Source organism: Xanthomonas sp. CFBP 8151, assembly GCF_011761885.1.
Taxonomy (GTDB): Bacteria; Pseudomonadota; Gammaproteobacteria; order Xanthomonadales; family Xanthomonadaceae; genus Xanthomonas; species Xanthomonas arboricola_B.
Genome location: NZ_JAASQZ010000002.1, coordinates 115172 through 140508 on the forward strand (window position 1 = coordinate 115172; position 25337 = coordinate 140508).

General features: G+C 63.1%; 20 protein-coding genes. 7 read left to right on the top strand and 13 right to left on the bottom strand.

The genetic code is table 11. The features are described from left to right. Positions 1-526: 526 nt before the first annotated feature. Positions 527-1165 (bottom strand): HD domain-containing protein, encoded by a 639-nt coding sequence (locus tag FHT08_RS08255; RefSeq protein ID WP_166774843.1) that lies wholly within the window; start codon positions 1163-1165, stop codon positions 527-529. A 148-nt stretch (positions 1166-1313) separates the two neighbouring features. Between FHT08_RS08255 and FHT08_RS08260 the strand changes: the two genes are divergently transcribed. Then, a complete protein-coding gene (locus tag FHT08_RS08260; RefSeq protein ID WP_047124152.1) occupies positions 1314-2060 on the top strand; it encodes an EAL domain-containing protein in 747 nt (248 codons plus the stop codon). A gap of 133 nt (positions 2061-2193) precedes the next feature. Here the strand turns inward: FHT08_RS08260 and FHT08_RS08265 are convergent, their stop codons facing one another. Both FHT08_RS08265 and FHT08_RS08270 read right to left on the bottom strand, forming a co-directional pair. Continuing rightward, the gene (locus FHT08_RS08265) at positions 2194-3888 is read right to left on the bottom strand and encodes an FAD-dependent oxidoreductase (protein ID WP_166774844.1); all 1695 of its coding nucleotides are present in this window, start codon (positions 3886-3888) and stop codon (positions 2194-2196) included. Positions 3889-4263: 375 nt separating this feature from the next. Beyond that, positions 4264-4902 carry an alpha-ketoglutarate-dependent dioxygenase AlkB gene (locus FHT08_RS08270; protein WP_166774845.1) on the bottom strand — a complete coding sequence of 213 codons (639 nt, stop codon included), beginning with the start codon at positions 4900-4902 and terminating at the stop codon, positions 4264-4266. A 310-nt stretch (positions 4903-5212) separates the two neighbouring features. Here FHT08_RS08270 and FHT08_RS08275 point away from each other — a divergent pair, with 310 nt between their 5' ends. After that, on the top strand, positions 5213-7573 hold the full coding sequence (locus FHT08_RS08275) for a GH92 family glycosyl hydrolase (RefSeq protein ID WP_166774846.1): 2361 nt from the start codon (positions 5213-5215) through the stop codon (positions 7571-7573). Here FHT08_RS08275 and FHT08_RS08280 read toward each other — a convergent pair. Then, positions 7567-8274, bottom strand: coding sequence for a DUF429 domain-containing protein (locus FHT08_RS08280; protein ID WP_166774847.1), 708 nt, complete (start codon positions 8272-8274; stop codon positions 7567-7569). The two genes, FHT08_RS08275 and FHT08_RS08280, sit on opposite strands and share 7 nt — an antisense overlap. A 186-nt stretch (positions 8275-8460) precedes the next feature. Here FHT08_RS08280 and FHT08_RS08285 point away from each other — a divergent pair, with 186 nt between their 5' ends. Next, positions 8461-9363 (top strand): SDR family oxidoreductase, encoded by a 903-nt coding sequence (locus FHT08_RS08285; protein ID WP_166774848.1) that lies wholly within the window; start codon positions 8461-8463, stop codon positions 9361-9363. Continuing rightward, positions 9360-11165, top strand: coding sequence for a glycoside hydrolase family 15 protein (locus FHT08_RS08290; protein ID WP_166774849.1), 1806 nt, complete (start codon positions 9360-9362; stop codon positions 11163-11165). Before FHT08_RS08285 ends, FHT08_RS08290 begins: the two co-directional genes overlap by 4 nt. Positions 11166-11301: 136 nt before the next feature. On the opposite strand, the gene FHT08_RS08295 is transcribed toward FHT08_RS08290, so the two are convergent. Further along, on the bottom strand, positions 11302-12621 hold the full coding sequence (locus tag FHT08_RS08295; RefSeq protein ID WP_208408943.1) for a glycoside hydrolase family 30 protein: 1320 nt from the start codon (positions 12619-12621) through the stop codon (positions 11302-11304). Positions 12622-12730: 109 nt separating this feature from the next. Here FHT08_RS08295 and FHT08_RS19840 point away from each other — a divergent pair, with 109 nt between their 5' ends. Further along, a complete protein-coding gene (locus tag FHT08_RS19840; protein ID WP_208408944.1) occupies positions 12731-13099 on the top strand; it encodes a hypothetical protein in 369 nt (122 codons plus the stop codon). A 114-nt stretch (positions 13100-13213) separates the two neighbouring features. Here FHT08_RS19840 and FHT08_RS08300 read toward each other — a convergent pair whose 3' ends face one another. Then, positions 13214-14083, bottom strand: coding sequence for an NAD(P)H-hydrate dehydratase (locus FHT08_RS08300; protein ID WP_166774850.1), 870 nt, complete (start codon positions 14081-14083; stop codon positions 13214-13216). Continuing rightward, positions 14083-14871, bottom strand: coding sequence for a histidine phosphatase family protein (locus FHT08_RS08305; protein WP_166774851.1), 789 nt, complete (start codon positions 14869-14871; stop codon positions 14083-14085). Before FHT08_RS08305 ends, FHT08_RS08300 begins: the two co-directional genes overlap by 1 nt. Before the next feature lie 173 nt (positions 14872-15044). Here FHT08_RS08305 and FHT08_RS08310 point away from each other — a divergent pair, with 173 nt between their 5' ends. Together FHT08_RS08310 and FHT08_RS08315 are read left to right on the top strand one after the other, a co-directional pair. Continuing rightward, on the top strand, positions 15045-15674 hold the full coding sequence (locus FHT08_RS08310; protein ID WP_005920554.1) for a TetR/AcrR family transcriptional regulator: 630 nt from the start codon (positions 15045-15047) through the stop codon (positions 15672-15674). Positions 15675-15773: 99 nt separating this feature from the next. Continuing rightward, positions 15774-16226, top strand: a complete 453-nt coding sequence (locus FHT08_RS08315) for a hypothetical protein (RefSeq protein ID WP_166774852.1) — start codon at positions 15774-15776, stop codon at positions 16224-16226. A gap of 285 nt (positions 16227-16511) precedes the next feature. Here the strand turns inward: FHT08_RS08315 and FHT08_RS08320 are convergent, their stop codons facing one another. From FHT08_RS08320 to FHT08_RS08345, 6 genes are all read right to left on the bottom strand, one after another. Beyond that, positions 16512-16772, bottom strand: coding sequence for a hypothetical protein (locus FHT08_RS08320; protein ID WP_166774853.1), 261 nt, complete (start codon positions 16770-16772; stop codon positions 16512-16514). 301 nt (positions 16773-17073) lie between these two features. Continuing rightward, a complete protein-coding gene (locus FHT08_RS08325; RefSeq protein ID WP_166774854.1) occupies positions 17074-20157 on the bottom strand; it encodes a type I restriction endonuclease in 3084 nt (1027 codons plus the stop codon). Next, positions 20158-20769, bottom strand: a complete 612-nt coding sequence (locus tag FHT08_RS08330; RefSeq protein ID WP_166774855.1) for a hypothetical protein — start codon at positions 20767-20769, stop codon at positions 20158-20160. Further along, positions 20766-22079, bottom strand: coding sequence for a restriction endonuclease subunit S (locus FHT08_RS08335; RefSeq protein ID WP_243848995.1), 1314 nt, complete (start codon positions 22077-22079; stop codon positions 20766-20768). Before FHT08_RS08335 ends, FHT08_RS08330 begins: the two co-directional genes overlap by 4 nt. Next, positions 22076-23152, bottom strand: coding sequence for a virulence RhuM family protein (locus tag FHT08_RS08340; RefSeq protein ID WP_166774856.1), 1077 nt, complete (start codon positions 23150-23152; stop codon positions 22076-22078). The genes FHT08_RS08335 and FHT08_RS08340 overlap by 4 nt, the downstream gene beginning before the upstream one ends. Continuing rightward, positions 23149-25335: a class I SAM-dependent DNA methyltransferase gene (locus FHT08_RS08345; protein WP_166774857.1), complete on the bottom strand. Its 2187-nt coding sequence runs from the start codon at positions 25333-25335 to the stop codon at positions 23149-23151. The genes FHT08_RS08340 and FHT08_RS08345 overlap by 4 nt, the downstream gene beginning before the upstream one ends. Between the last annotated feature and the right edge of the window lie 2 nt (positions 25336-25337).

Below are 25337 nucleotides of genomic sequence, written 5' to 3' on the forward strand. Positions count from 1 at the left end.
ACCGACATTCGACAATGCGCCAGCCTACCGCGTGCCGCATACAGCCGGTGTCAGTGTTGACGGCGAGTCCTGCGGCGCTTCAATCAAGCAACTCCCTGATCGCCCTGGAACGCAAATGCATCGATCGAGAGCGCGGCGCCCTCACCGCTCGCGGGCTATGCCGTAAGCCATCCCAGGGGCTCGATGGCGGCATCAATGCCGCCACACGGTCCCGCAAGCGGCGAGGACACAGCACCAGAAAGTGGGTCGGTCGCTTTGTGAAAAACAGGCAATCTCACGGGTGCGTTGACTTGCTGATGCAGGCCGCAACTACATGAGAGTTGAACGCGTTACAGGCACCTCATGCACTGCTTGCACCATGTACACCGACCATCCCGACGGGTCCTTGCCCGCCCACCGTCGCGGGCTCTTACGCGGCATGGATGCCGCGTAAGCGCCTACAAGGACGTACTTGCGGCGTGTCCTGCGATGGTGGGCGGGCAAGGGCCCTGCAGCCAACTCACAAACCAGCCGCTCTACAACCCGATCACCCCAGCGCGTGCACCGGCACCGGCTGCTCGCCGGTATCGGCCAGCGCCTGCATGCGCGCCACCACACCACTGAACAGCCGTGCAGTAGCCGCGCCACGCGTGCGGAAGATCTCCTCAAGCTCGCCGTAGTACCACAACGTGCCGGCGCGCCCGGCGGTGAACACATTGAAGATGTCCTGGCCCACGGCCGGGTTTTGCAGGTCCTGCACGATGGTGCGCGCGTTGTAGAGCTTGTCGCAGCCGGACACCAGCAAGGCGCGCTCGGGCGTGTTGCGCAGGTGCTCCAGGTAGGCCAGCTTGCGCTCGCGCCAGTCGCGTTTGCGTGCGCTGGCGGTGTTGTCCACCTCGGCCTTGTCTTCGGCGGTGGCATCGGTACATGCCATCACGATGTCGGCCACCGCATCGCCGAACTGCGCGCGGATCGACGCCTCATGACCGCCGCCGCAATCTTCCACCACATCGTGCAGCAGCCCGGCGATGGCCTGTTCTTCGTCGCCGCCGCATTCCAGCACCAGCGTGGACACGCCCAGCAGATGGCTCAGATACGGAATCTGCGTGCCCTTGCGCACCTGCCCGGCATGGGCGATGCGCGCGTAATCCACGGCCAGGGCGTAACGTTCGGTGAGAGCGGTCATGGGGCATCCGATGCGAGCGATGACGCATTATCGCCGAGCCCCGTGGCGCGCCAGGTGAGGATGGCGCGAGGGCGCGTGTGCAGACTCAATGACGCACTGTTGCGGCCGATATGGCTAGGCTACCCCCACGCCGCACGATTGCTCAGCCATGCCCACGCTCCCCGTTTGCAACGCCTGCCGCGACGGCCAGGACTTTCCCACCGCCATCACCATGGCGTTCCAGCCGATCGTGGACGTGTCCACCCGCAGCGTCTACGCCGGCGAGGCGCTGGTGCGCGGCGTCAACGGCGAATCGGCCGGCAGCATCCTTGCCGCCGTGGATGAGCGCAACCGCTACGCCTTCGACCAGGCCTGCCGCATCAAGGCGATCGAATGTGCCGCGCAGATCGCGCTGCCGGCCTTATTGTCGATCAACTTCATGCCCAATGCGGTCTACAACCCCGAGCACTGCCTGCGCGCCACGCTCTCGGCCACCGCGCAGTACGGCTGGCCGCTGGACGCCATCATCTTCGAGGTCAGCGAACAGGAACACCTGGCCGAGCCGGCGCATCTGCTCGACATCATGCGCACCTACCAGGCGCGTGGCCTGAAGACCGCCATCGACGACTTCGGCGCCGGCTATTCCGGCCTCGGCCTGCTGGCCGACTTCCAGCCGGACCTGCTCAAGCTGGACATCGCCCTGGTGCGCGGCATCGACGCCGACCGCAGCCGCCAGGCCATCGTCCGCCACGCCACCCGCATGTGCGAAGAACTCGGTATCGCCGTCATCGCCGAAGGCATCGAGCACCCCGACGAATACCGCACCCTGCGCGACATGGGCATCCACCTGCAGCAAGGCTATCTGTTCGCCCGCCCACAGATCGGCGTGCTGCCGCAGGTGCACTGGCCGGACTGAGAAGGCGCGTGCGCGAGAAGCAGGCAAACCGCACCCTCTTCAGCAGATGCGCAATCGCCCAACACACATAACCCGCACCCGAAGAAATCAAACAGCGCGCAAACCGCTTTTCCGATTCCCGATTCCCGATTCCCTATTCTCCAGCACTGGCAAGTTCCGATGCCGGCACCGGGTTGGCCTGATGTGCCAGGTATTGATGGATCTGCGCGACGACCGCCGCGCCCTCGCCCACTGCCGCGGCCACGCGCTTGACCGAGCCGGCCCGCACATCGCCGATGGCGAACACGCCGGGGCGGTTGGTTTCCAGCGGCAGACAGGCCGGCACGCCATCGCCACGCGTATTGCCGGTGACGACGAAGCCGCGCGCATCGGTCTGCACGCACTGCTGCAGCCAGCCGGTGTTGGGGTCGGCGCCGACGAACAGGAACAGATGCCGCAATTCCACCCGCGTGGTCTGCCCATCGGTGCGCGTGCGCAACACCGCCGCCTGCAGGCCGCGCTCCGGGTCGCCGTCCAGTGCAGCCACTTCGGTGCCGGTATGCAGCTGCACATTCGGCAGCACGGCGATGCGGTCGATCAGATATTGCGACATCGACGCTTCCAGCCCTTCGCCGCGAATGATCAGGTGCAGTTGCTTCACCCGCGGTGCCAGAAACGCCACCGCCTGGCCGGCGGAATTGCCACCGCCCACCAGCGCCACCACGCCGCCCTCGCACAGCCGCGCTTCCACCGGCGAGGCCCAGTACGACACCCCATGGCCTTCGAAACGCTCCAGCCCGTCGATCTCCGGACGCCGGTAACGCGCCCCCGAGGCAACCACCACGGTGCTGGCCAGCAGCTGCTTGCCGTCGGCCAGATCCAGCTTCAGCGCACCATCGTCGCGCCCGCATTCCAGCGTGCCGGCCTCGATCGGAATCGCCAGTTCGGCGCCGAACTTCAGCGCCTGGTTGTAGGCGCGCCCGGCCAGCGCCTGGCCGGAAATGCCGGTCGGAAAGCCCAGGTAGTTCTCGATCCGTGCCGAGGCGCCGGCCTGGCCGCCGATGGCGCGCTGGTCCAGCACCAGCACCGACAGGCCTTCGGAGGCCGCATACACCGCCGTCGCCAGGCCGGCCGGGCCGGCGCCGACGATGGCCACGTCGTAGCGCTTGTCCGGGTCGATGTCCGGCGTCATGCCCAGGCAGTGCGCCGCTTCGGCATCGCTGGGCTGGCGCAGCACCCGCCCGCTCGGGCACACCATCACCGGTAGTTCCTGTTCCTGGATGCCGAAGCGCTGCACCAACGCGCGGCCTTCCTCGTCGGAAGCATCGATCACCGTGTTCGGGTAACCGTTGCGGGTGAGAAAGCCCTGCAAACGGGTCAGATGCGGATCGTCCGGCTCGCCGATCAATACCGAGCCCGAGGCATCGCCTTCGATCAAGCCGACGCGGCGCAGGATCAACGCGCGCATCACCACCTCGCCCACTTCGGCCGAGCTGATCATCAGCGCGCGCAGGTGTGCGGTGTCGAACGGCAACGCCAGGCAGCCCTGCGGCCCGGCACGCCCGCCGGCCAGCGACGCGCGCCCGGCCAGCTGGCTGACCTCGCCGGTGAACTGGCCGGGCGTCTGCAAGGTGATCGGCTTTTCGTTGCCCAACCCGTCGCGCCGCACCACTTCGATGGTGCCTTCCAGCACCACCCACACCGGCGCATGCGCATCGCCCACGTCGAAGACGATCTCGCCCGCATCGAAACGCTGCGCCGGCCCGCTGGCAAACCGCCGCGTGATCGCCAATTGGCCCGAGTCCAGCTCGGGAAACATCTGATGGTGGCGGGTATCGGCCAGGGACATGGAATGGCGACGCTAAGGGGGGGAGTACATGCAAGCATGGCCAGCCGTGAGGGTGATGGCAATCACCCGGATACGCCATGCCGGGCGCGACAGCGCGACCATGCGCAAGCGCCGCGCGAGCACACCGGTGCGGCGTGTATGCAGGCATGACGCGTCACGCGCGTGCACGTCGTGCCGTGCGCTCACTGGAAGCGGTCGGCACAATCAACCGCAACCGTACGGGCAGAACGTGGCCGACGTAGCTGCCGCGCTGGCGGCCAAACGAACACGGCCCTGGACCCGCACCTGGTACGCAGCACTCGAACGCTCCGGTTGCTCCTGTTACTGCTGTTGCTCGGTTTACTCCGCTTGCTCCGCAGCATGCACCACGTCTTGTCAGCCACGCTGCGCTTGTACCGGCTCCCAATGCGGCCCGTGCTGGCCGGCGGCCATGCGCTCGGCCGGGCGCACGCGGAACACCACGCTGATGCGCTCGCCCACCGCACGTGCGGTCTTGGCGATGCCGTGCTCGTGGCTCAGTTGCGAGGCATGGCTCATCGCCAGCAGGCTGCCGGGCGCCAGCTCCACACCGATCGCACGCGCGCTACCGTCCTTTGCGCGCAGCTGCATCCGCCGCGTCGCGCCCAGCGACACCAAGGCGATCGGATACGGCGCCTGCAGCGTCTGCAGCTTGTCGTGATGCATCGCCACACTGTCGCGGCCATCGCGATACAGATTCAGGCCCACGGCGTTGTACGGCGCTGGCAATACGGCCTGCACGACATCGAGCAGCGCCTGCAGCGGCAGCGCGGGCGGCATCGGCGTATCCAGCCGATACGAGGCCAGCAGGCGCGGCACCTCCACCACACGGTCATACATCTCGCGGCGCTGGCTGTGCCAGTCGGTGGCCTGGCGCAACGCGGCAAAGCACTGCTGCGCCACGGCAGGCGCCAGCAGCTGCAGCCAATAGCGCACGCCGCCTTGCGTATCGTGCAGCAGCTGCACGGGCGCGGTGGGAGTATCGAACAGATCCATCCCGGTGATATGCGGACGGTTTGCGCGATTTCAGCAGCCCGGCGTTGCGATTGCCCGCAGACGAAGCGCCACGTTCGCACGCTATCTCGCAGCTGCTGCCATTGCGCTCGTTCCGTGTAGAAAGGCGACCGATCTGTGCACCCGCTGTCTCCTGCGCACAACACCGGCAACCTCTCAAAGACAGGCGCACGCATCACCGCCGCCCGCCGCGCACCGGTTAGCGAGCTCAACGATGCAGGCATGGACGTCATGCGATCGGGCCCGACAGCTGTGCTACGGTCCGGCGCTGCATCCGCCTGGAACTGTTCGCATGCAGCATCGCTCGATCGCCTTGTCTCCCCTGCGTTGGCTGGCGCTGCTTGCCGCCTGCGTCAGCTTTGCCGCCAGCGCGGCGCCACCCGCGGACGACGCGGGCTTCAGCGCGGTCGACCCGTTGATCGGCACCGGTGGCGAAGGCCACACCTATCCCGGCGCCACGCTGCCGTTCGGCATGGTGCAGCTGAGCCCGGACACGCAGATCAAGCCGCGCAAGCAGGCCTACGGTTGGGCCGCCGGTTACCGGCATGGCGACACCACGATTGTCGGCTTCTCGCACACGCACTTTTCCGGCTCCGGGCATTCGGACCTGGGCGATGTGCTGCTGATGCCGCAGACCGGCCAGGTCAGGCTCGAACGCGGCGATGCCGCCACACCGGGCAGCGGCTACACCGCGCAGTTCGACCATGCCAGTGAGCAGGCCCAGCCCGGCTATTACGCGGTGACCTTGAAAGACCGCAACATCCGCGCCGAACTCACCGCCAGTGCGCGTGTGGGTGTGCATCGCTACACCTTCCCCAAGGACACACCGGCGCATGTACTGGTGGACCTGCGCACCAGCCTGTACGACTACCCCGGCAAGGTGCAGTGGTCGCGGCTGCGCGTACGCGGCGATGGCACCGTGACCGGCTTCCGCGAAACCCGCGGCTGGGCACCCGGCCGCCAGTTGTACTTCGCCATGCGTTTTTCCCGCCCGCTCACCGCCACGCAGTTGCACGACACCGAGCAGGACATCCCGTACAAGGGGTTTCCGCCGCCGGGCGAGAAGAATCCCGCACAGCGCGCACAGATCGAAGGCCGGCAACTGGTGGGCGTGTTTGACGTCGCCAACGATGGCACGCCGCTGGTGGTCAAGGTCGCGCTGTCGCCGGTCAGCGAGGCCGGCGCCATCGCCAATCTCGATGCGGAGGTGCCCGGTTTCGATTTCGACCGCGTGCGTGCCGATGCGCGCGCGCAATGGACGCAGGCGCTGGCGGCGATCGATGCGCAAGGCACGCCGCAACAACGCACCCAGCTCTACACCGCGCTGTATCACACCCTGCTCGGCCCCACCCTGTTCATGGACAGCGATGGCCAGTACCGCGGGCCGGACAATGCTGTGCATCAGGCACATGGCTGGACCAACTATTCCACCTTCTCGCTCTGGGACACCTACCGCGCCCTGCATCCGTTGCTGACCCTGGTGCAGCCGCCGCAACGCAGCAGCGACATGGTCAATTCATTGCTCGCCTCGCGCCGCGAGAGCGCCTACGGCATCCTGCCCGTCTGGGCGTTCCACGGCCTGGAAACCTGGTGCATGATCGGCTACCACGCCGTGCCGGTGATTGCCGACGCCTACATGAAAGGCATCGGCGGCTTCGATGCCGAGCAAGCGCTCGATGCCATGGTCGCCAGCGCCAACTACGGCCCCTACGACGGCATCGCGCAGTACCGCGAGCTGGGCTACGTGCCCATCGACGAAGAAGGCGAAGCCGCGTCCAAGACGCTGGAATACGCCTTCGACGACTGGACCATCGCGCGCATGGCCGACAAGCTCGGCAAGCCCGCCATCGCCGCAGAATTCAGCAAGCGCGCCGGCAACTGGAAACACGCCTTCGACCCGGCCACCGGCTACATGCGCGCGCGCACCCGTGCGGGTAACTTCCGCGCGCCGTTCGACCCCTCGGCCAGCGGCTACGGCAGCGACTACACCGAAGGCAATGCCTGGCAATACTCCTGGTACGTGCCGCAGGATGTCGCAGGGCTTGCCGCCGCACACGGCGGCGACGACACGCTGCTCGCGCGCCTGGATGCGGTGTTCGATGCCAAGGTCGACCCCAAGGTGTTCGCGCATATGGAAGACATCACCGGCCTGATCGGCTGGTATGCGCACGGCAACGAGCCCAGCCACCATGTCGCCTATCTGTACGCCTACGCCGGCCAGCCCTGGCGCACCCAGGCGCGGCTGACCCAGATCATGGACACCCAGTATCACGCCGGCCCCGAAGGCCTGGCCGGCAACGACGACCTTGGCCAGATGTCGGCCTGGTACGTGTTCACCACGCTGGGCTTCTATCCGGTGGCACCGGGCAGCAACCAGTACATCATCGGCCGCCCGTTCCTGCCGCGCGCCACGCTCAAGCTGCCCAATGGCAAGCGCTTCAGCATAATCGCCGATGGCCTGAGCAAGGCGCGCAACTACGTCGGCAGCGCCACCCTCAACGGCCAGCCGCTGACCCGCGCCTACCTGACGCATGAAGAAATTCAGGCCGGCGGCGAATTGCGCTTCCGCATGCAGGCCACGCCGAACACGCAATGGGCCACCGATCCGGCGCAGCGGCCGTATTCCATGTCCACCAACGCGCTGAGTCAGTAGTGGATGCCCATGCGTAGCCCGCAGGCATCGCGTTCCACCACCGCCGGCAGGCTGCCGGCGGTACCTGCGGCAATGCGCTGCGCGCTCCAGCAGGCCACCAGGGCATCCAGCACATCGTCCGGCTTGGCCAGCGCACGCGGCACCCGCTCCAGCAACGCGGCCACCTGCCTGGCGTCATAGCACCGACCCAGCAAGGCGGCGCGCTGTTGATGGCCCGCAGTGCTCTTCTTGCCCGCCGCCAGGCCGTGCCCGCCGGCGAGCACGGCGAACGACACCTCCGGGTGCACCTCGAACACGCGCTCGGCCCACAACGGATCGGCGCGCAGGGCATCGTCCCAGGCGAGAATCTTCGACAGCAGCGCAAACGACTGCACGCCAAAGCCACGCTGCCCGTCGTGGTCCAGCACCCGATGCAACGCAGAAGCGTCCACCTGCGTGCTCGCATGCAGCATGCCGCGCAATGGCGCGGCAAAGATGCTGGATGCGCGGCGCCCACCAACAACGCGCCGCGCCTGCACATCCGCAGCGCGGGGCGCGTGCTCGCTCAGACCGATCGGAATATCCACACCCAGCACAGCGATGCCGCGTAATGCGTTCGCCACCGCGGCGACGGTGGGGTAGCCGGCAAACTGCAATCCATCGTCGGCCTGCCACACCGCCAGCCAACCGCTACCGGCGCCATCGATCCCTACACACTGCATTGTTGTCCTCCCGGTCGTGGTCTGCAGGCACGGCGCCCGTAGCACCGCTCGCAGGTGATCGGCGTGGCGCGTTCACATCATGCACAACATTCGTTCACCCGCACGCATCGCCAGTGTTTCCAGACTGCTCTGCATCGGGCCGCAGCACGCTGCGCCCTTGCCATCCCCCAATGCAGGAGCCAGTGCATGTCCAGCACCAAGAACCAGTACGAAATGCAGAACCCGCTTACCCAGTTTCCGCAGCCCAAGTTCCCCGAGCAGACCCAGGAAGCACCGGGCACCATCCATGCATTGCAGCCCAAGGCCGACCATGGCGAGCAGAGCTACCAGGGCTTCGGCCGTCTGAAGGGCCGCAAGGCGCTGATCACCGGTGCCGACTCGGGCATCGGCCGCGCCACCGCGATTGCCTATGCACGCGAAGGTGCCGACATCGTGCTGAACTACCTGCCGGAAGAAGAGCAGGACGCCGCGGAAGTGGTGCAGTTGATCCAGGCCGAAGGCCGCAAAGCCATCAGCATCCCGGGCGACCTGAAGGACGAAGCCTTCTGCAATGAACTGGTCGCACGCGCGGTCAAGGAGCTCGGCGGGCTGGACCTTTTGGTCAACATCGCCGGCAAGCAGACCGCGGTCAAGGACATCGCCGACATCACCACCGAGCAGTTCGACGCCACCTACAAGACCAACGTGTATGCGATGTTCTGGCTGTGCAAGGCGGCCATCCCGCACCTGCCGCCGGGCGCATCCATCATCAATACCGGCTCGATCCAGTCCTACCAGCCCTCGCCGACGCTGCTGGACTACGCGTCCACCAAGGCCGCCATCGTCAACTTCACCAAGGGCCTGGCCCAGCAGGTCGCCGAGAAGGGCATCCGCGTCAACGCAGTCGCGCCTGGCCCGGTATGGACCCCGCTGCAACCCAGCGGTGGCCAACCGCCGGAGAAGATTCCCGAGTTCGGCTCGGAAACCCCGCTCAAGCGTGCCGGCCAGCCGGTGGAGATGGCGCCGCTGTATGTGATCCTGGCCTCGCAGGAATCCAGCTACGTCACCGGCGAGGTCTTCGGCGCCACCGGCGGCCTGCTGCTGTCTTGAGTCGCCACCGGGTCTGCTTCCAACGCGATGCCACCGGTGCCTTGCCGATTGCCGCCTATGCGGCGATCGGTGACGGCCGCTCGGTGGCCCTGTCCGGTGCGGACGGCAGCATCGACTGGTGGTGCGTGCCGAAGATGGACGCACCGCCGTTGTTCGATCGCCTGCTCGATGCCAACGAGGGCGGCTACTTCGCGCTGACGCCACGTGGCCTGCAGCATGTGCAACGCCGCTATCGCGACGGCAGCAACATCCTCGAAACCACCTGCACCACCGACACCGGCATTGCGCGCCTGACCGAATCGCTCAACAGCGGCGAGGCCGGGCTGCTGCCGTGGTCCGAACTGGCCCGGCGCCTGGAAGGCATCGAAGGCGATGTGGTCTTCGATCTGCTCTACCGGCCCGGTACGCGTGCCGGGCAAGCCACGCCCTGGCAAAGCGACACCCCGAACGGGCGGGTGCATCACATCGGCCAATTGATGACCATGCTGCGCTTCGACAGCAACGCCGTGCAGGTCACGCACTGCGACGACCGTGGCGTGCAGGCCACGCTCACGGTGGGCGCGGGCGACACGCATGTGGTCGCCTTGCTGGCTGCCGAAGACGATGCCCTGCCCGTGCCGACGCTGGAGGACATCAACGGCCGTATCGATCGCAGCGACGCCGAGTGGCGGCAATGGAGCGGCAACCTGCGCTACGACAACGGCTACCGCGACGCGGTGATCCGCTCGGCGCTGGCACTCAAGTTCCTGTGGTTCTCGCCCACCGGCGCCATCGCCGCTGCGGTCACCACCTCGCTGCCCGAGCAGATCGGTGAGAACGGTAACTGGGACTACCGCTATGCCTGGGTGCGCGATGCGGCCTACACCACCAAGGCCTTCCTGCGCGTGGGCGCCCTGGCCGATGCCAAGGCCGCCTTCAGCTGGTTGATGCGCACCATCCGGCACCATCGCCCGGGGGTTCGTCCGTGCTACACCCTCGACGGCGCCCTGGTACCGGACGCGCGCGAGATCGACATCCCCGGTTACCGCAATACGCGTCCGGTGCGCGTGGGCAACACGGCCAGCACCCAGTTGCAGCTGTGTCTGTATGGCGACATCTTCGAAATGGCAGCGCGCTTTCTCGATGCCGGTCATATCCTCGACCGGGAAACCGCGCGCCAGCTGTTCGAGCTCGGCAACGAATGCGCCGACACCTGGATGCGCAAGGATGCCGGCTTCTGGGAACTGCAAACCCAAGAGCACTACACCATGTCGAAGGTGGAATGCTGGCTGGCGCTGCGCCGCGCCAGCGAGCTGGCCAGGGCCGGCCACCTCTCCGTCGCCATGTTGCCGCGCTGGGAACGCGAACAGGAACGCATCCTGGAGTGGATCGACGCACGGTGCTGGTCACAGGCCAAGCAGGCATACACCTTCTACGCCGGCACCGAAGACCTGGACGCCAGCCTGTTGCTGGCTTCGCGCTTCGGCCTGGGCGGCCCGCGCCGCGAGCGCATGATCGCCACCCGCGATGCCATCCGCAAAGAGCTCGGCACTGGCGCGTTGGTGCATCGCTACAGCGGCATGCAGCACCGCGAAGGCGCGTTCATCGCCTGTGCGTTCTGGCTGGTGGAGTCCTACGGCCTGCTTGGCGAGCGTGCCGAGGCCAGGCGCCTGCTCGAGCAATTGCTGCACCAGCTGGGCAACGATGTCGGCCTGATGCCGGAGATGGTGGATGCCACTGACGGCCAGGCCCTGGGCAACCTGCCGCAAGGCCTGAGCCACCTCGCCTTGATCCACGCGGCGCTGGCCGTGGATGGCGAGTAGCCGGCGTCGGGCATCACCGCTGCGCGTAACAAACCCGGCATCTGCGAATGTGCCTTCTTTTTCTGCAAGGCCGGAGAAGGCGCAGCGCGGCTGAGAGTGCACGTCCTCACCCGCGCGCCCGACGCCACCGCTGGCGCTAGCGCGCCACCACCACTGTCTGAATGGCATGCGCCGGAATGTCCAATTCGCTCGATGCCTCGCCCACGTACAGGTTGTAACGGATCGCCACATCGCTGGCATTCATCACCACCGTGGCCAGGCTGCCATCGGTGTTGAGAAAGGACGTCGTTGCCAGATTGCTGCGGCTGCTGGCCGCACTCACCCGCCGCGCACCGGGGCGGATGAACTTGGAAAAGTGGCCGATATACCAATAGCTCGGCGTGTAGATCACCTCGCCGGTGCGCGTGTCGGCATGCACCGGCGCAAAGCAGTAATTGCCCACGTGGTTCGGCCCGCCGGTCTGGTCGAGCAGGATGTTCCAGTCGGTCCAGCCCACCGCACCATGATTGAGGTCGTTGATGATGGCGGTGCCATAGCGCTCGCCGTTGGGCCAGTGCTGCAGCTTTGCCGGGTCGAACTTTTCCACCGCCGCTTCGGTCAGCAACAGCGGCTTGTCCGGGTACGCCTGCGCCACGGCTGCGACGTTCTCCACCATCGGCGCGAACCCGGCCCAGGTCTCGTACCAGTGGAAGCCCATGCCCCACGCGTATTTCGCCGCTTCCGGGTCGTCGAAGATCACATGCGCGCGGTGCAGCATCATGTCGCGGTTGTGGTCCCATACGATGATCTTGCGGTCGCCATAGCCTGCCTGCGCCATCGTCGGGCCGAGGTGGTTCTTCAAAAAGTCGCGCTCTTCCTCGGCGGAAAATACCATCGACTCCCAGGTCTGCACCGCCATCGGCTCGTTCTGCAGGCTGATGCCCCAGATCGGGATGCCGGCTTTTTCGTAGGCCGCAATGAAGCGCGTGTAGTAGGTGGCCCAGGCCTGCGCATACGCGGGCAGCAACTTGCCGCCCTTGAGCATGCTGTTGCTGTCTTTCATGAAGGCCGGCGCGCTCCACGGGCTGGCGAAGGTCGTCAACTTGCCGCCGGCCGCCGCAATGGCCTGGCGCAGCATCGGGATGCGATAACGCTGATCGTGCCTGACCGAAAAGCTCTTCAGCGCCGCATCGCCTTCCTTGATGTAGGTGTAGCTGCCGCTGCTGAAATCCGAGCTGTGGATGGTGGTACGCGCCAGCGTGTAGCCAATGCCTTTTTGCGGGTCGTAGTAGGCAGTGAGCAATGCGCGCTGCGCAGGCTTGGGCAGCCTGGCGAAGGTCTCGGCACTGGCATCGGTGATCGCCCCGCCGATGCCCAGCACCTCCTGGAAGCGCCGCTGCGGATTGACGAAGATGGAGTTCTCCTTCTCGGTCAACGCATGCCCCGCCCTGGGCGCCTCGACAGTGCTGACACGCATCTGCTGCGGTGCGCCCTGGGCGGTGGTGTAGACGCGTAGTGCGCCGGCGGGTGCTGCTGGCGGAGCAGCAGCATCCGCAACTGCAGCTTCCACCGCCTTCGATGCGGGCGTGGATGCAGATGCCGTCGATGCCGGCACCGGAATCGGCGTTGCTGTTGCTGTTGCTGTTGTTGCAGATGCAGATGCAGATGCAGATGCAGATGCAGATGCCAACACCGTTTCAGTCGCAGCACCCCAAACCCCCAGAACCCCCACCATCGACCACGCAATCGCTCGCTTCACCGTGCACCCTCCCAGGTTGGTGACCAAGCCTAACCGACCAACGCGGCGCAACATCGCGCAACAAACGAGCGCAACCATGCATCCTTCCACCATCGGACCTTCCCTTCTCCCCTCGGGAGAAGGTGGCCCGAAGGGCCGGATGAGGGTACGTCTGCTCAAAGTGCAACCCGCCGCTGCAATCAGGGCAACAACATAAACCCCAACTGGAAAGACAGCCCCACGACTCCAGCAAACGTACCCTCACCCCAACCCCTCTCCCGCTGGAAAGGGGCTGTTGGTCTGCGCGCGGCATCACCGCGAGGAGCGTCGATCACCGGCGCGCCAACCGATCCAAAATCTCAGGCACTTCCGCCCCAAGCTCGCGCGCCAAAAACCCCACCGGCCCAATCCGCCTGGCCAACTGCCTGCCCGCGGCCGCATGCACAAACACGCCCCATAACGCAGCGGTCAACGCATCGCAGCCGCGCGCGGCAAACCCGGCGATCAATCCCGCCAGCACATCGCCAGACCCGGACGTGCCCAACCCGGATGCGCCCCCGCGATGCATCCACACCACTCCATCCGGCCCGGCAATAAAACTGTCCGCGCCCTTGACGATCACCACGCTGCGCAGCTTCTGCGCAAACTTCAACGCGTACGCGCTCGGTGCCGCTTCCACCGCCGCCTTGTCGTCGCCGGCCAGGGTCGCCATCTCGCCCGCATGCGGCGTCAATACGAATGGCCGCCCGATCGGCGCCCGCAGGCCACGCGACAACGCGCCGGCATCCAGCACCAAGGTGCACACCGCCTGCTGGGCGGCGCGCCTAACCATCGCCGTGGTGGTGGCTGACGACGCCATCCCCGGCCCGATCACTGCCGCATCGCAGGCCGCCATCGCCCCGTCCAGCGCGCGGTGCCCGCGCACGATCTCGCCCTGCCCGTTCTGCGCCAACCCCAGCACCAGCGCCTCCGGTACCGCCAACGCCATGCCCGGCGCCACACTGGCGGCGGTGGCGATCTGCAGCTTGCCCGCACCGGTGCGCAGCGCCGCCTCGCCGGCCAGCAGCACCGCACCGGGCACACGCATCGAGCCACCCACGATCAACACGCGCCCGCGCTGCTCCTTGTCGCCACCCGGGGCCGGCAACGGCATCGCCCGCAAAGCGGCGGCGTTGAGCGTGCGCACGCGCGGGGCGGCCATCAGCGCGCGCCGGCCGGGCGGTCGGACTCGGTGGTCACCGGCTCGTCGGCCAGCTCCGGCGGCACGAACTTGGTACGCAGCAACTCCAGCGATTGCCCATCGGCCGCAGCCGCGTAGTCGGTGACGCCGCAATTGGGCACATCGCCTTCGCGGTCGATGCCCAGGATGGTGGCCTCGTCCATCCGCTCGATCAGGTAGCGGAAGCAATTGACGATCACCTGATGCCCCACGATCAGCACGCGCGCGCCCACATGGTTGCGCTGCAGATCGCCCACCACCCCGCGCAGGCGGAAGATCACATCGCACCAGCTCTCGCCACCGGGCGGGCGAAAGTAGAACTTGCCCACCAGCTTGCGCTGCTCGGCCAGCTCCGGAAAGGTCGCAAGAATGCCGGCCGTGGTATAGCGGTCGAGCACGCCGAATTCCTTCTCGCGCAAGCGCTCGTCCACGCTGACCGAATCGGCCGTCTGCCCCAGCGCACGCGCCACCGCAGCGGCAGTCTGGCGCGCACGCACGTAGGTGGAACTCAGGATCAGCGTCGGGCGCTCGTGCTCGGGCAAACCGGCCATCCACGCACCCAACGCCTCGGCCTGGCGCTCGCCCAGAGCCGACAACGGCACATCCGCATCGCGGTGCTCCAGGTCGATCAAGGCCGAGCCGTTGGACTCGGCCACATCGCGCGCCACGTTGCCCGCGCTTTGCCCATGCCGCACCACCCACAACCGCGCCGGCCACTGCGCCGAGACACCGGCTACCGCACTGTTCTCACTCACATGCTTCTCCTGCACAACGTCGACCTCACGTGTCGCACAGCCGCCGTGAAAACATGGTCGACCGGCGCATCTGTGACCGGTGTTTCAATACGCACGCGCATCCATGACTGATGGCACAGCAACAAGCGAACGCAACGGATGGGTAACGCCGCGCCGGTATACTGCAGCCCCCCGACACCCTGCTGCCCATGTCCAACGTCCTGTTGCTGCGCACGGCAAAAGAGCGCGAAGAACTGCTGCTGGAAGAGGTGCTGGACGCCACCGAGCAGTGCATCGACGTCATCGGCCTGAGCGCCACCAGCTTCGAGCTGATCGCCGAGCGCGCCAAGGTCAGCTGCGGCAGCCTGCTGCAACGTTTCGAAGACAAGGACGCGCTGGTGCGCGCATTGCTGGAGCGCAACTACATGCGCGCCATCCGCCAGATGTGGCTGGTGGAACGCCCGGCCAACGTGCACGTGGTGGATTTCATCGCCGGCCTGCTCGAAGAATGGCTGCTGCAGGAAATCAACATCAAGCGCACCCGCATCGACCTGGAACTGCACCTGGCCACCCTGCGCGACCCGGTGCTGGCCGCCTTCATGCGCCGGCAGAGCGCATCGCTGATCGAACACCTCAGCGCCCTGCTCAAGCGCCTGCTCCGCGGCCACGCCGACCCGGCCAGCAGCGAACAGGAATTCCAGGCCCGCGTCTTCGCCGTCGCCGCCATGTGCGGCGGCCTGCACAGCGTGATGACCAGCGGCATGGAACTCAATCGCATGCATTTGCAGCTGATCCTGCGGGAAAGTTTGTCGGGGATCTTGAAGTCGGCGCCGGTGTAGCGCCGCTAAGCCACCGAATCTCACGAACAGCGCTGCGCGGATGGCTTGGCACCGGGAATCGATGGGATAAGATCACCCCACATACCAAGGAGGGATGCCATGCGTGATCGAGTCTTCAGCAAAGGAGTTGGATCGCTAGCGCTTTTCGCAGCGCTTGCCGTCTTTAGTTGGTCCGTCAGTGCGACGAGCACGGTAGTCACCTTCCACACGCCGGACAACCAATACGAAGTGGAGCTCTACGTTGGCGGCGGCTCCGAGGAGAGCGGCGGAATTGCGGGCGCAATGATCAAATGGCCCGGCTACGAACATATGGGACTGCCCTTCAATGGGGTGAAGTACCACATGGATAAGGCCATGACCCGCGCCGGTGCTAAGTATGTGAATACCAGTGACCCAAAGGTTCCTCCATCTTTCACTCTTGAGATTGAGGGAAACAAGGGCCGCCTGATCGTGGGCAAGCGCGTCATACCAGGGACGGCATCATGGATTGTTGGTCCTTACGCCCCTGAGAGCACGTGGGAACCAAGGCACATGCGCAAAGACGGACAATGAAGCGCCCTTTACGCAGCGCATGGCTGGCCCTCTTTCTACGATTAAGGCTGCTTCAACAGTCCATGCACGTTCTACTGCCCCTACAGCGTCAACCTCGGCTACGACTTCAACAGCAGCTGGGAACTGAGCGTCAGGAACACCTGCCACTAGCGTGAGTTCAACGGCATCGACGTATACGTCGACACCATCAGCCTGGGCGGCAGATTCTGCTTCTAAGCGAGTAGACATCGGTAGTAGATCAACGGCAGGTTGCGCAATCAGCCTGCCGTTTTTGTCTGCCAGCCATCACACCTTGCGCTCCACCGCCGCAGGCCATTGCACCTCTTCCAGCACATGGGTCACCTGCGTCGCCAGTAGCTCCAGACAGACCGCCAACTCGTCCATGCAGATAGCCGGCTGCCGCGCCCGCTCTTCGGCCTGCGTGCGTGGCCGCGCCAAGCGCGCCAGAAAGCGCATGTGGTCGCGCAATTGCTGCAAGCGGTATTGCGCGCCTTCTGGCAGGTAGTAGCCCGGGTGTGACTTCGCATCGCGTACAACGTCCGACATGGCCTGCTCCTCATTCCATGGAATCAGCCCGCCCGCCGCAAGGCGGCGGACGGGAAGTCGGGAGGCTCGAAACCGCTAACAGCCGGCGGGCGTATTCCCCTTGCGGGTGTTGTATTAGCCGCCCTCCCGACGCAGAGCATCACGTCGGTTGCACCTACAAAAGTTGCAGGCACAAAAAACCCACCGGTTTGTCGGAGGTGGGTACCGCTGTTAGCGGAGTTTCGAGGCTCCGTGGGGTGATCGTGCTACTGGTTGGGCGGCACGTCAAGATGCTTGAACGAGCCGACTTCCCTCAACGGGCTTATGAAGTAGGGCCGTCACCAGCCACGGAACCGCGGGATCTCTCAAAAATCTCGAAAGCCAGATGTTCACTAGCCGCAGACCTGAACTCACGATCGGTCATGATCTTCGAGAAAATCTCTTCGTTGCCCACCATTCGCTCAATGAAGAGCTCATCAAGCACCCTTCCCAGGTACGCAGTGAAGTCGCGGAGATTATTTGCTTTTGCCGCTTCCTTGATCTGCTCGCTGGCTTCGGCCGACACTTTGATCTGATCGAAGAACAGTTGATCAGCCTCGTTGAAGTCAGTACCGAATCTGACATTCAGCTTTTCTACCAGGCTCGATAGGGAAACTGCTTCATCAGCCACTCGTGACGTGCCGACATCGGTGGGTCCCTTCAGCGAATACAACTCGCCTTGAGTTAGATCAATGGATCCATCGGTGAGCTGCTGCATGCGGTAGTAGCGCAAGCTCACCTCATCATCCAGCACGAACGCCTTGCCATCGTCGGCAGGCGGCAGCTTGGTCATGAGGTTTCGCACGAATGTGTAGAGCTTTTCCAGATCGCTGTCCTGATAAGGCACGATCTGGGAAAGGAAGGCATACAGGTTGCGGTAAGCCATCAGCAGCCCGCGAAACTCGTCCTGCTTCTCCTCTAACTGCGTCTTGAAGCGCTGCACGACAGCATCAAGCACTGCGTTCATCTGCTTGTGGTCGCTACCGGAATGCTCACGCTTCGGGCGGTACCAAGCTTGGGCGAAAGCATCTACGTCAGCCGGAGTAAAAATCGCCGGCGCCAGCAGCTTGTGTTGGAGTTCGGACAGCTTCTCCGGCCCGGCATTCTCGCCAATCGGCGTGCTCTCGTAGTACGGCTTGAACGCCTTGTGGATGTCCTCTTCCTTGTTCACGAAATCCAGTACCAAGGTGCGCTTCTTACCGGGCGCCATGCGGTTGAGCCGCGACAGCGTTTGCACCGCCTGCACGCCAGCCAACTTCTTGACGACGTACATGGTCTGCAGCAGTGGCTGGTCGAAACCAGTCTGGTACTTTTCGGCCACCAGCAGCACGCGATAGTCGTCGCGCTCAAAAGCTTCCGGCAGCTCGCTTTCTGCCAAGCCGTCATTCATGGCCACCTCGGTGTAGCTCGCACTCGGATCCTCAGGGTCTTCCACCGTTCCGGAAAACGCCACCAACGAGCGAATGCCGTCGTAGCGGTTGTCCTTGATGTAGCGGTCGAAGGCCAGCTTGTACTTGACTGCCGCCAGCCGCGAGCCCGTCATCACCATCGCCTTGGCGCGGCCGCCCAGTTCATGCATCACGTGCAGACGGAAGTGCTCCACGATCACCGACACCACCTGCTCAATGTTGACCGGGTGCAACTCCATGTACCGGGTCAGCGCCTTGGCTGCCTGCTTGCGCGATACTTCCGGGTCGTTCTCCACCTGCTTGATCAGGCCGAAAAAGCGCTTGTACGTGGTGTAGTTGGCCAGCACGTCCATGATGAAGCCTTCCTCGATGGCCTGGCGCATGCTGTATTCGTGGAACGGCGACTCGCCTGACGGCCCCGGCGTATCGAACAACACCTTGGTCTTGAACTTGGGCGTGGCAGTAAATGCAAAGAAGCTGAGGTTGGGCTGGCGGGCACGCTTCTGTGCCTCACGCAGAATCGCCGCGCGGGTGGCCTCATCAAGCTCGTCATCCTCTTCGTCCGACAGCTGCGCAGCCACCGCCGCTTCAATGCCATCGCGGTTGAGCATGCCGCGCAGGGTCATGGCCGTTTCGCCACTCTGCGAGGAATGGGCCTCATCCACGATGACCGCAAAGCGCTTGCCTGCCGTATCAAGCTTGACGTCCTCGCCATCGGCTTCCAGCCGTGCAAGCGCACGGGCGATGAAGGGGAACTTCTGGATGGTGCTGATGATGATCGGCGTGCCGCCAGACAAGGCCCGCGCCAACTGCCGGGTGTCCTCGTCGATCTTCTCCACCACGCCGGTCTTGTGCTCGAACTGGTAGATCGTGTTCTGCAGCTGCTGGTCCAGCACGCGGCGGTCAGTCACCACCACCACCGAATGGAACACCTTTTCCTCATGGGCGTCGTGCAGGCTCGCCAGCCGATGCGCCAGCCAGGCAATGGAATTGGACTTGCCCGACCCGGCCGAGTGCTGCACCAGGTAGTTGTGGCCTGAGCCATGCGCACGCGCGTGGCCCACCAGCCGACGCACCGCATCGAGCTGGTGATAGCGCGGGAAGATCATCGTCTCCTTGCGCACCGTGCGCACGCCTTTGTCGGTGGCGATCTGGCGTTCCTTGATTTCCAAGTGCATGAAGCGCTGCAGGATGTCCAGTAGGCTATCTGCGTTCAGCACTTCATCCCACAGGTAATGGGTTTTCCAGTTGCCTGGCACGGGTGGGTTGCCCGCACCATGCACATGACCACGATTGAAAGGCAGAAACACGGTCTCGCGGCCTTTCAGCCGGGTAGTCATCCAGGCCTCGTCCGGGTCCACGGCAAAATGCACCAGCGCCCGCTGCTTGAACGCAAACAGCCTGTCGCGCTCGTCGCGGTCGTGCTGGTACTGGTGAATGGCCTCGCTTGCAGGCTGACCGGTCAAGGGATTTTTCAGTTCTGCCGTCACCACCGGCAAGCCGTTGACCGCCAGGGTGACGTCAATGATGCAGCGCTTTGGCTTGCCGTCCGGCCGCTTCAGCACAGAGGTAAACGACACCTGCCGAGTGATGGTCAGGCGGTTGTGCGCGTACTTTGCTGCGGCCTCGGGATTCATGCCGGAGTTGGGGCGGAAGTACGCCAGACGCAACGTCTTGCCGTAGCACTTGAAGCCATGGCGCAGCACATGTAGCGCGCCTTTGATCTCCAGCTCCTTCGATAGAGCCTCCAGCACGGTCGCCTGCGTTCGCGAACCCAGCAGCGTTTCAAGCTGCTGCCAGCGCGTGGCCTGGCTGCCCTTGACGAAGCCAATCACATCGGCCGGAAACAGCGCCAGGGCTTCATCGTAGTCAGCTGACTGACACTTATGGTAGCCGCCCGATGAGAGCAGCCCGACTTCGATGGCGGTTTCAAAGGCGTGCTCGGTGTGACCGGACATTCAAATCTCCTGAAACGATACGTTTTTGAGCGTAGCTAGTTGCTGACCCTCGACGTCATCAAAGTGATGATAACGAATGGAAGGATCAGCGTTTAGCTGCCTATCTGCATCCAGATACGCATCCGGGCTTTCATTCTCAGCAAAAACGAACTTTCTAACGCGAATTTTGCGACTATCGCCCGTATAATTTTCTATCGTCTTTTTTAAGCTGCGGACCCAGCACAACCCCGCCCTCAACTGCGGAACGATTTTTTCAGCAGTGAGGCTTTTTGATTTAAATTCAATGCAGTCGGCATGGAATAACCGCCCACTGACATAAAAGACCACGAAATCACATCTCTTTGACCACGGCTTCGCGTTGTCGTCCAAAAAGTGAAATAAAGCCGGCTTCGAATTTCCTTTTCCCGCTTCAAAATCGTCGCTATCGAGCTTGAACGCGATTCCAGGGCCAGGGAGTAGTAGTTTTATCTCTCGATTACGCGGTTTTTTATCGCCCTCACGAAAATACTTCTCTTTCAGAATGACGAAGCCGTCGCTTCCGCCATGGACCACGTAATCTCGATTTACGTAAGCCTTTAGGTGAGACAGGTAAGTGAGCGCATCCAGTGTCATGAATCGCTACCCGCCAACGCATTCATGATAATTCCTGAGAGCTGACCGGTGACGGCGGCGGTAATCACAGCGGATCGATACGATTGCAGCGCACCAATCGAGCTTGTCACTTTTAGGCGTACGGCATCCATCTTCTCAAGATTTTCTAGAACGAACGTCGTAATCTTTCTTTGTTCTTCAATCTCAGGAACGCACACCCTGAATCCAGCCGCAATTCCTTGATAGATTGTTTTGTGAGTTGAGCCATTTGTACTCAACTCAAACTCTTCGATCATCGATCTGAAGAGAAGCAGCAAGTATTCGGGTAGAAGCTTCGGCCCACAGATCCAGTTCCAGAAGTCCTGGCTGGTCGCCATCGGGACAGGCATGATTCCAGAGAACCCGACAGATGCCGTGCGTGACAAGATGACAGTTCCTGCAGGCAAAAGGTCAGCCGCAGAGTTGGCCAACCCGAGTTCACTTATCTTCTCGGAAGTACTCTCGAGGTACCAACGAGTACCGTCCCGAATCTGCCAAACATCTGCCAATGTAAACCATGGAACTGTACAGTCTTCCCAGTATTCTGGAACTGACCTCGAAGGCGTATGGCCGGTTTTCATCGACGCAAACCGGCGAATGTTGCCGGACTGCCAGTTTGATGGGATTTGGTCAATCCAGTTGAGCCCCGAAGGCTTCATTGGAACATCCGGATTCAGACCCTTGGTGACGGCGCTGGTGATCAGGGCCTGGCGCTTTTCTGCCAGCCGCTCCAGCAGCGCCTCCTTCTTTTCGATCAGCGCATCGATGCGCGCGGTTTTCTCGTCCAGAAAGCGGGCGATGCGCCGCTGGATTTCGATGCTCGGTAACGGTAGCGGCTGGTGCCCCACTGTTTCCCAATCTGCGCGTGGCATTTTTGAACCGAAAGTATGGGAATCCACGGCATCGATAAATCCGAATGACGTCAGCACGTAAAAAAGATACCGTGCATCAACTCGCTCGGATGGACGCAAGCACAGTAGCTCACCGGAACTCACGCCATCGAAAGTGGCACTGAAGACCTTGGCCAGATACGGGCGCAGCTTGTTGAACAATACATCCCCGGAATGAAACAGCCTGCTGTCCGCCTCGGAAGGCTCCAACTCTTCACGCAATAGCTTCCCTGTCCAAGAAGCAATATCTTCATTTGATAGGTAAGGCAGTCTTGACTGCTCTTCTTCGTCAGGACGTTCTGTCGACAGAGAAACATGCCATTTAAGCCAATCCGTCTTCCAATCTTTCGGGGGCTTTCCAACCCAGGCGGGTAACTGATCACTGCCGGCGAAGTAGCTCATTTCTCTTTGCTCCCGCGCTTACTTTTTGAGACGCGAGTCTCCTCTGCACTTTTGCCAGACTTGATTACCTCAGCGACTCCCCGCAAATCTTCCAAATACCGCGCATCAGCAACTTGTTCGGCTTCCAACCGCCGCCGCTCTGCAAACGCGTCGTACTGCCCTTCCGCCCAGTCCAGTGCCTGCTGGCGGCTGACCTTGCCAGCGTTGTCCAGCACCGGCAGTTCGGTATCGCGCAGGAACTTGTCCAGAAACCCATCCCAGTCCGCCAGCCGGATGTCCTGCCGACGCATGGCGCGGAACTCGGCCTGGTCCAGGAACATCACGGTGATGCGGTTGAGCGTGTCGATCTCGCGCGCATCCAGGTAATTCTTCGCCGTGCCCACGTCCTGCTTCAGCACGCGGCTGCCCTTCCACGTGTTGACGCCCATGTTGGGCTTGGTGGCATCGGCACGCTGGCGGATGATCTCCGCCGCCGTTAGCTGCGTGGCAGCAAAATGCACCTTGTTCTGCATGATGGCGAAGAAGCGCTGCGTGGCCTGGTCACCTTCGCGGTAGTCCACCGCCATGGCGAAGATCTCGCGGATGCGCTGGTACACCCGCGCTTCACTGGCGCGGATCTCGCGGATGCGCGCCAGCAGCTCGTCGAAATGATCCGCCGGCCCCACATTGCCCTTGAGGCGCTCGTCATCCAGCACGAACCCCTTGACCAGGTACTCCGACAGCCGGGCCGTGGCCCACTGGCGGAACTCGGTGCCGCGCGCCGACCGGACCCGGTAGCCAACGGCCAGGATGGCCTCCAGGCTGTAGTGCTTGGGCCGACGGGAGACGGTACGCCCACCCTCCTGGCGAACTTGTAAGTAATCCTTACAGGTTGCCGCCTCGTCCAGTTCACCTTCGGCATAGATCGCCTTCAGGTGCTGGGTGATGTTCTGCGGCGTGGTCTGGTACAGCGCGGCGATCTGGGCCTGGGTCAGCCAGACGCTCTCGCCAGCCAACAGCACCCGGATACCGCCTTCCGCCGCGGCATAGATCAGCAGTTCGCCCTCTTTGGCGGGAGTCACGTCCTTGCTCATGCCAGCAGTCCTTTCAGCAGATCGGCGATCTCGCCTTCCAGTTGCCGGATGTCGGCCTCGATCTGCGGCAACGGACGCGGGGGCTTGTAGACATAGAAGTGTCGGTTGATCGGGATTTCATAGCCCACCTTGGTCTTGCTGTAATCGACCCAGGCATCGGCCACGTGGGGGAGCACTTCGCGGCGCATGTAGTCGTCGATGGTGTCGCGGAACGCCTCGACCAACGCATCGTTGGGCTTGTCCGGACCAAAAGCCATTGGGAGCGGCAGCTCAGTGCCTTCCGGCAACGGGATGTTCTCGGTGTCCCGGAGCTCGCTGTCGGGCTCAGGGCGCCCTTTGGCATCACGACAGATCTTGGCTTGCGGGTCGCGCTCGCCCAGCGCGGCGAAGATGGCTTTCCGTATGGGTGCGGGCAGTTTGATATCAGCTTTCTTCGCCGCTTTTTCAAGATCGGCTTCAAATACTTCGCGATCGCTATAAATGCCCTTTGCCGCCAACTCAGCGAGCAGTTCGCGAATGGACCGCTGCATGGCCTGGCCTTCGGCAATTTCCTGCCGCGCAGCCTTTTCATCCTTGCGCTTTTTGGAGGTCGCCAAATTGGCAAATGCCGATTGCTCATCCAGCCTGGCAATATGCTCGGGCGTGGCCTCGAAATTCATCCGCAGCGGACGTTCCACGGTCACCTTGACGAAGCCGAACTCGCGATTCTCAAAAACCCGCGACACTACGCGATTTTCGGTTTCGCCAGTCTTGTGGTCGATGACCACCTCAGCGCTCTCGCCATCGCCGTAGTTGCCATAGAGCTCTGTCAGCGCTTCAATCTGCTCATCAGAAATTTCGTTGCGCTTGTTGTTGAGGCTTTTCTTCATCTTACGGAAGAAACGCGTGCCGTCGATCAACTGCACATAGCCCTGACGCTCTTCCGGCTTGCGATTGGTGACCAGCCAGACGTAGGTGTAGATGCCGGTGTTGTAGAAAAGTTGATCAGGGAGCGCGACGATGGTGTCTAGCCAGTCGTTCTCGATGATCCAGCGCCGGATATTGGATGGTCCCGACCCAGCATCACCGGAAAACAACGGCGATCCGTTGAAGACGATTGCGATTTTTGATCCTGGCTTGTCAGGATGACCTTCGTCGTACGGGTGCATCTTGGCAATCATGTGCTGCAAAAACAGCAGCGACCCGTCATTGATCGCCGGCAAGCCGGCTCCGAAGCGACCGGCGAAGCCGTGATTGGCATGCTCGTTCTCGACAACCGTCTTCTGGTCCTTCCACTCCACACCAAACGGAGGATTAGCAAGCATGTAGTGAAACCGCTCGCCCTCAAAACCATCTTTGGTCTTGCCATCGCCCAACGTGTCACCCTTGACGATATTGGCCGTGTCTTCGTCCTTGATCAACATGTCAGAGCAGCAGATGGCCCATGATTCGTCGTTGTATTCCTGCCCATACAGGTGCAGATGCGCTGCGGCATTCTGCCCAAGGATGAACTTCTCCGACTCAGATAGCATGCCTCCGGTGCCACAGGTCGGGTCGTAGATGCTGCGGACGATGCCAGGCCTGTAAACCTCTTGCTCGCCGGTGTATACCAGATTGGCCATCAGCCGAATCACTTCACGTGGGGTGAAGTGGTCACCTGCCTCCTCATTGGCCTGCTCGTTGAAGCGCATCACTAGATGCTCGAACAAGTAACCCATCTGTAGGTTGTCGATGCGATCCGGATGCAGATCGATGTTCGCCATCGCCTTGATGATGGTAAAGAGCCGGTTGCTTGCATCAAGCTTGTCGATCTGATCGCCAAACTTGAAACGCTCGAAAATCCGTCGTGCTTCTGGCGAGAAGCCATTGATGTAGTTCGACAGATTGGGGGCGATATTCTCAGCGTCGCCCAGCAACTTCTCGAAGGTGTACGCGCTGACGTTGTATAGCGGAAATTTCCGCTTTGGATCAGCCGCCTTGCCAAGGAGCCTGTGCATTGCTGGTTCTGGCGTGTCCTTCGCCAGCAGCTTTTCATGCTGTTTCAGCACTGCAGCCTTGGTCGGCTCCAACACGCAATCGAGACGGCGCAGCACCACCATCGGCAGCATCACTAGACGATACTGTGGCGGCCGATAAGGCCCGCGTAACCGATTGGCGATTTCCCAGATTTTCCCTTTGAGTTCCTCGTGAGTCTGATTGTTCATTG

Coding starts and splice junctions, on each gene's coding strand:
- FHT08_RS08255 (WP_166774843.1), bottom strand. CDS start 1,165: ATGACCGCTCTCACCGAACGTTACGCCCTGGCCGTGGATTACGCGCGC.
- FHT08_RS08260 (WP_047124152.1), top strand. CDS start 1,314: ATGCCCACGCTCCCCGTTTGCAACGCCTGCCGCGACGGCCAGGACTTT.
- FHT08_RS08265 (WP_166774844.1), bottom strand. CDS start 3,888: ATGTCCCTGGCCGATACCCGCCACCATCAGATGTTTCCCGAGCTGGAC.
- FHT08_RS08270 (WP_166774845.1), bottom strand. CDS start 4,902: ATGGATCTGTTCGATACTCCCACCGCGCCCGTGCAGCTGCTGCACGAT.
- FHT08_RS08275 (WP_166774846.1), top strand. CDS start 5,213: ATGCAGCATCGCTCGATCGCCTTGTCTCCCCTGCGTTGGCTGGCGCTG.
- FHT08_RS08280 (WP_166774847.1), bottom strand. CDS start 8,274: ATGCAGTGTGTAGGGATCGATGGCGCCGGTAGCGGTTGGCTGGCGGTG.
- FHT08_RS08285 (WP_166774848.1), top strand. CDS start 8,461: ATGTCCAGCACCAAGAACCAGTACGAAATGCAGAACCCGCTTACCCAG.
- FHT08_RS08295 (WP_208408943.1), bottom strand. CDS start 12,621: ATGCGTGTCAGCACTGTCGAGGCGCCCAGGGCGGGGCATGCGTTGACC.
- FHT08_RS08300 (WP_166774850.1), bottom strand. CDS start 14,083: ATGGCCGCCCCGCGCGTGCGCACGCTCAACGCCGCCGCTTTGCGGGCG.
- FHT08_RS08310 (WP_005920554.1), top strand. CDS start 15,045: ATGTCCAACGTCCTGTTGCTGCGCACGGCAAAAGAGCGCGAAGAACTG.
- FHT08_RS08315 (WP_166774852.1), top strand. CDS start 15,774: ATGCGTGATCGAGTCTTCAGCAAAGGAGTTGGATCGCTAGCGCTTTTC.
- FHT08_RS08320 (WP_166774853.1), bottom strand. CDS start 16,772: ATGTCGGACGTTGTACGCGATGCGAAGTCACACCCGGGCTACTACCTG.
- FHT08_RS08325 (WP_166774854.1), bottom strand. CDS start 20,157: ATGTCCGGTCACACCGAGCACGCCTTTGAAACCGCCATCGAAGTCGGG.
- FHT08_RS08330 (WP_166774855.1), bottom strand. CDS start 20,769: ATGACACTGGATGCGCTCACTTACCTGTCTCACCTAAAGGCTTACGTA.
- FHT08_RS08335 (WP_243848995.1), bottom strand. CDS start 22,079: ATGAGCTACTTCGCCGGCAGTGATCAGTTACCCGCCTGGGTTGGAAAG.
- FHT08_RS08340 (WP_166774856.1), bottom strand. CDS start 23,152: ATGAGCAAGGACGTGACTCCCGCCAAAGAGGGCGAACTGCTGATCTAT.
- FHT08_RS08345 (WP_166774857.1), bottom strand. CDS start 25,335: ATGAACAATCAGACTCACGAGGAACTCAAAGGGAAAATCTGGGAAATC.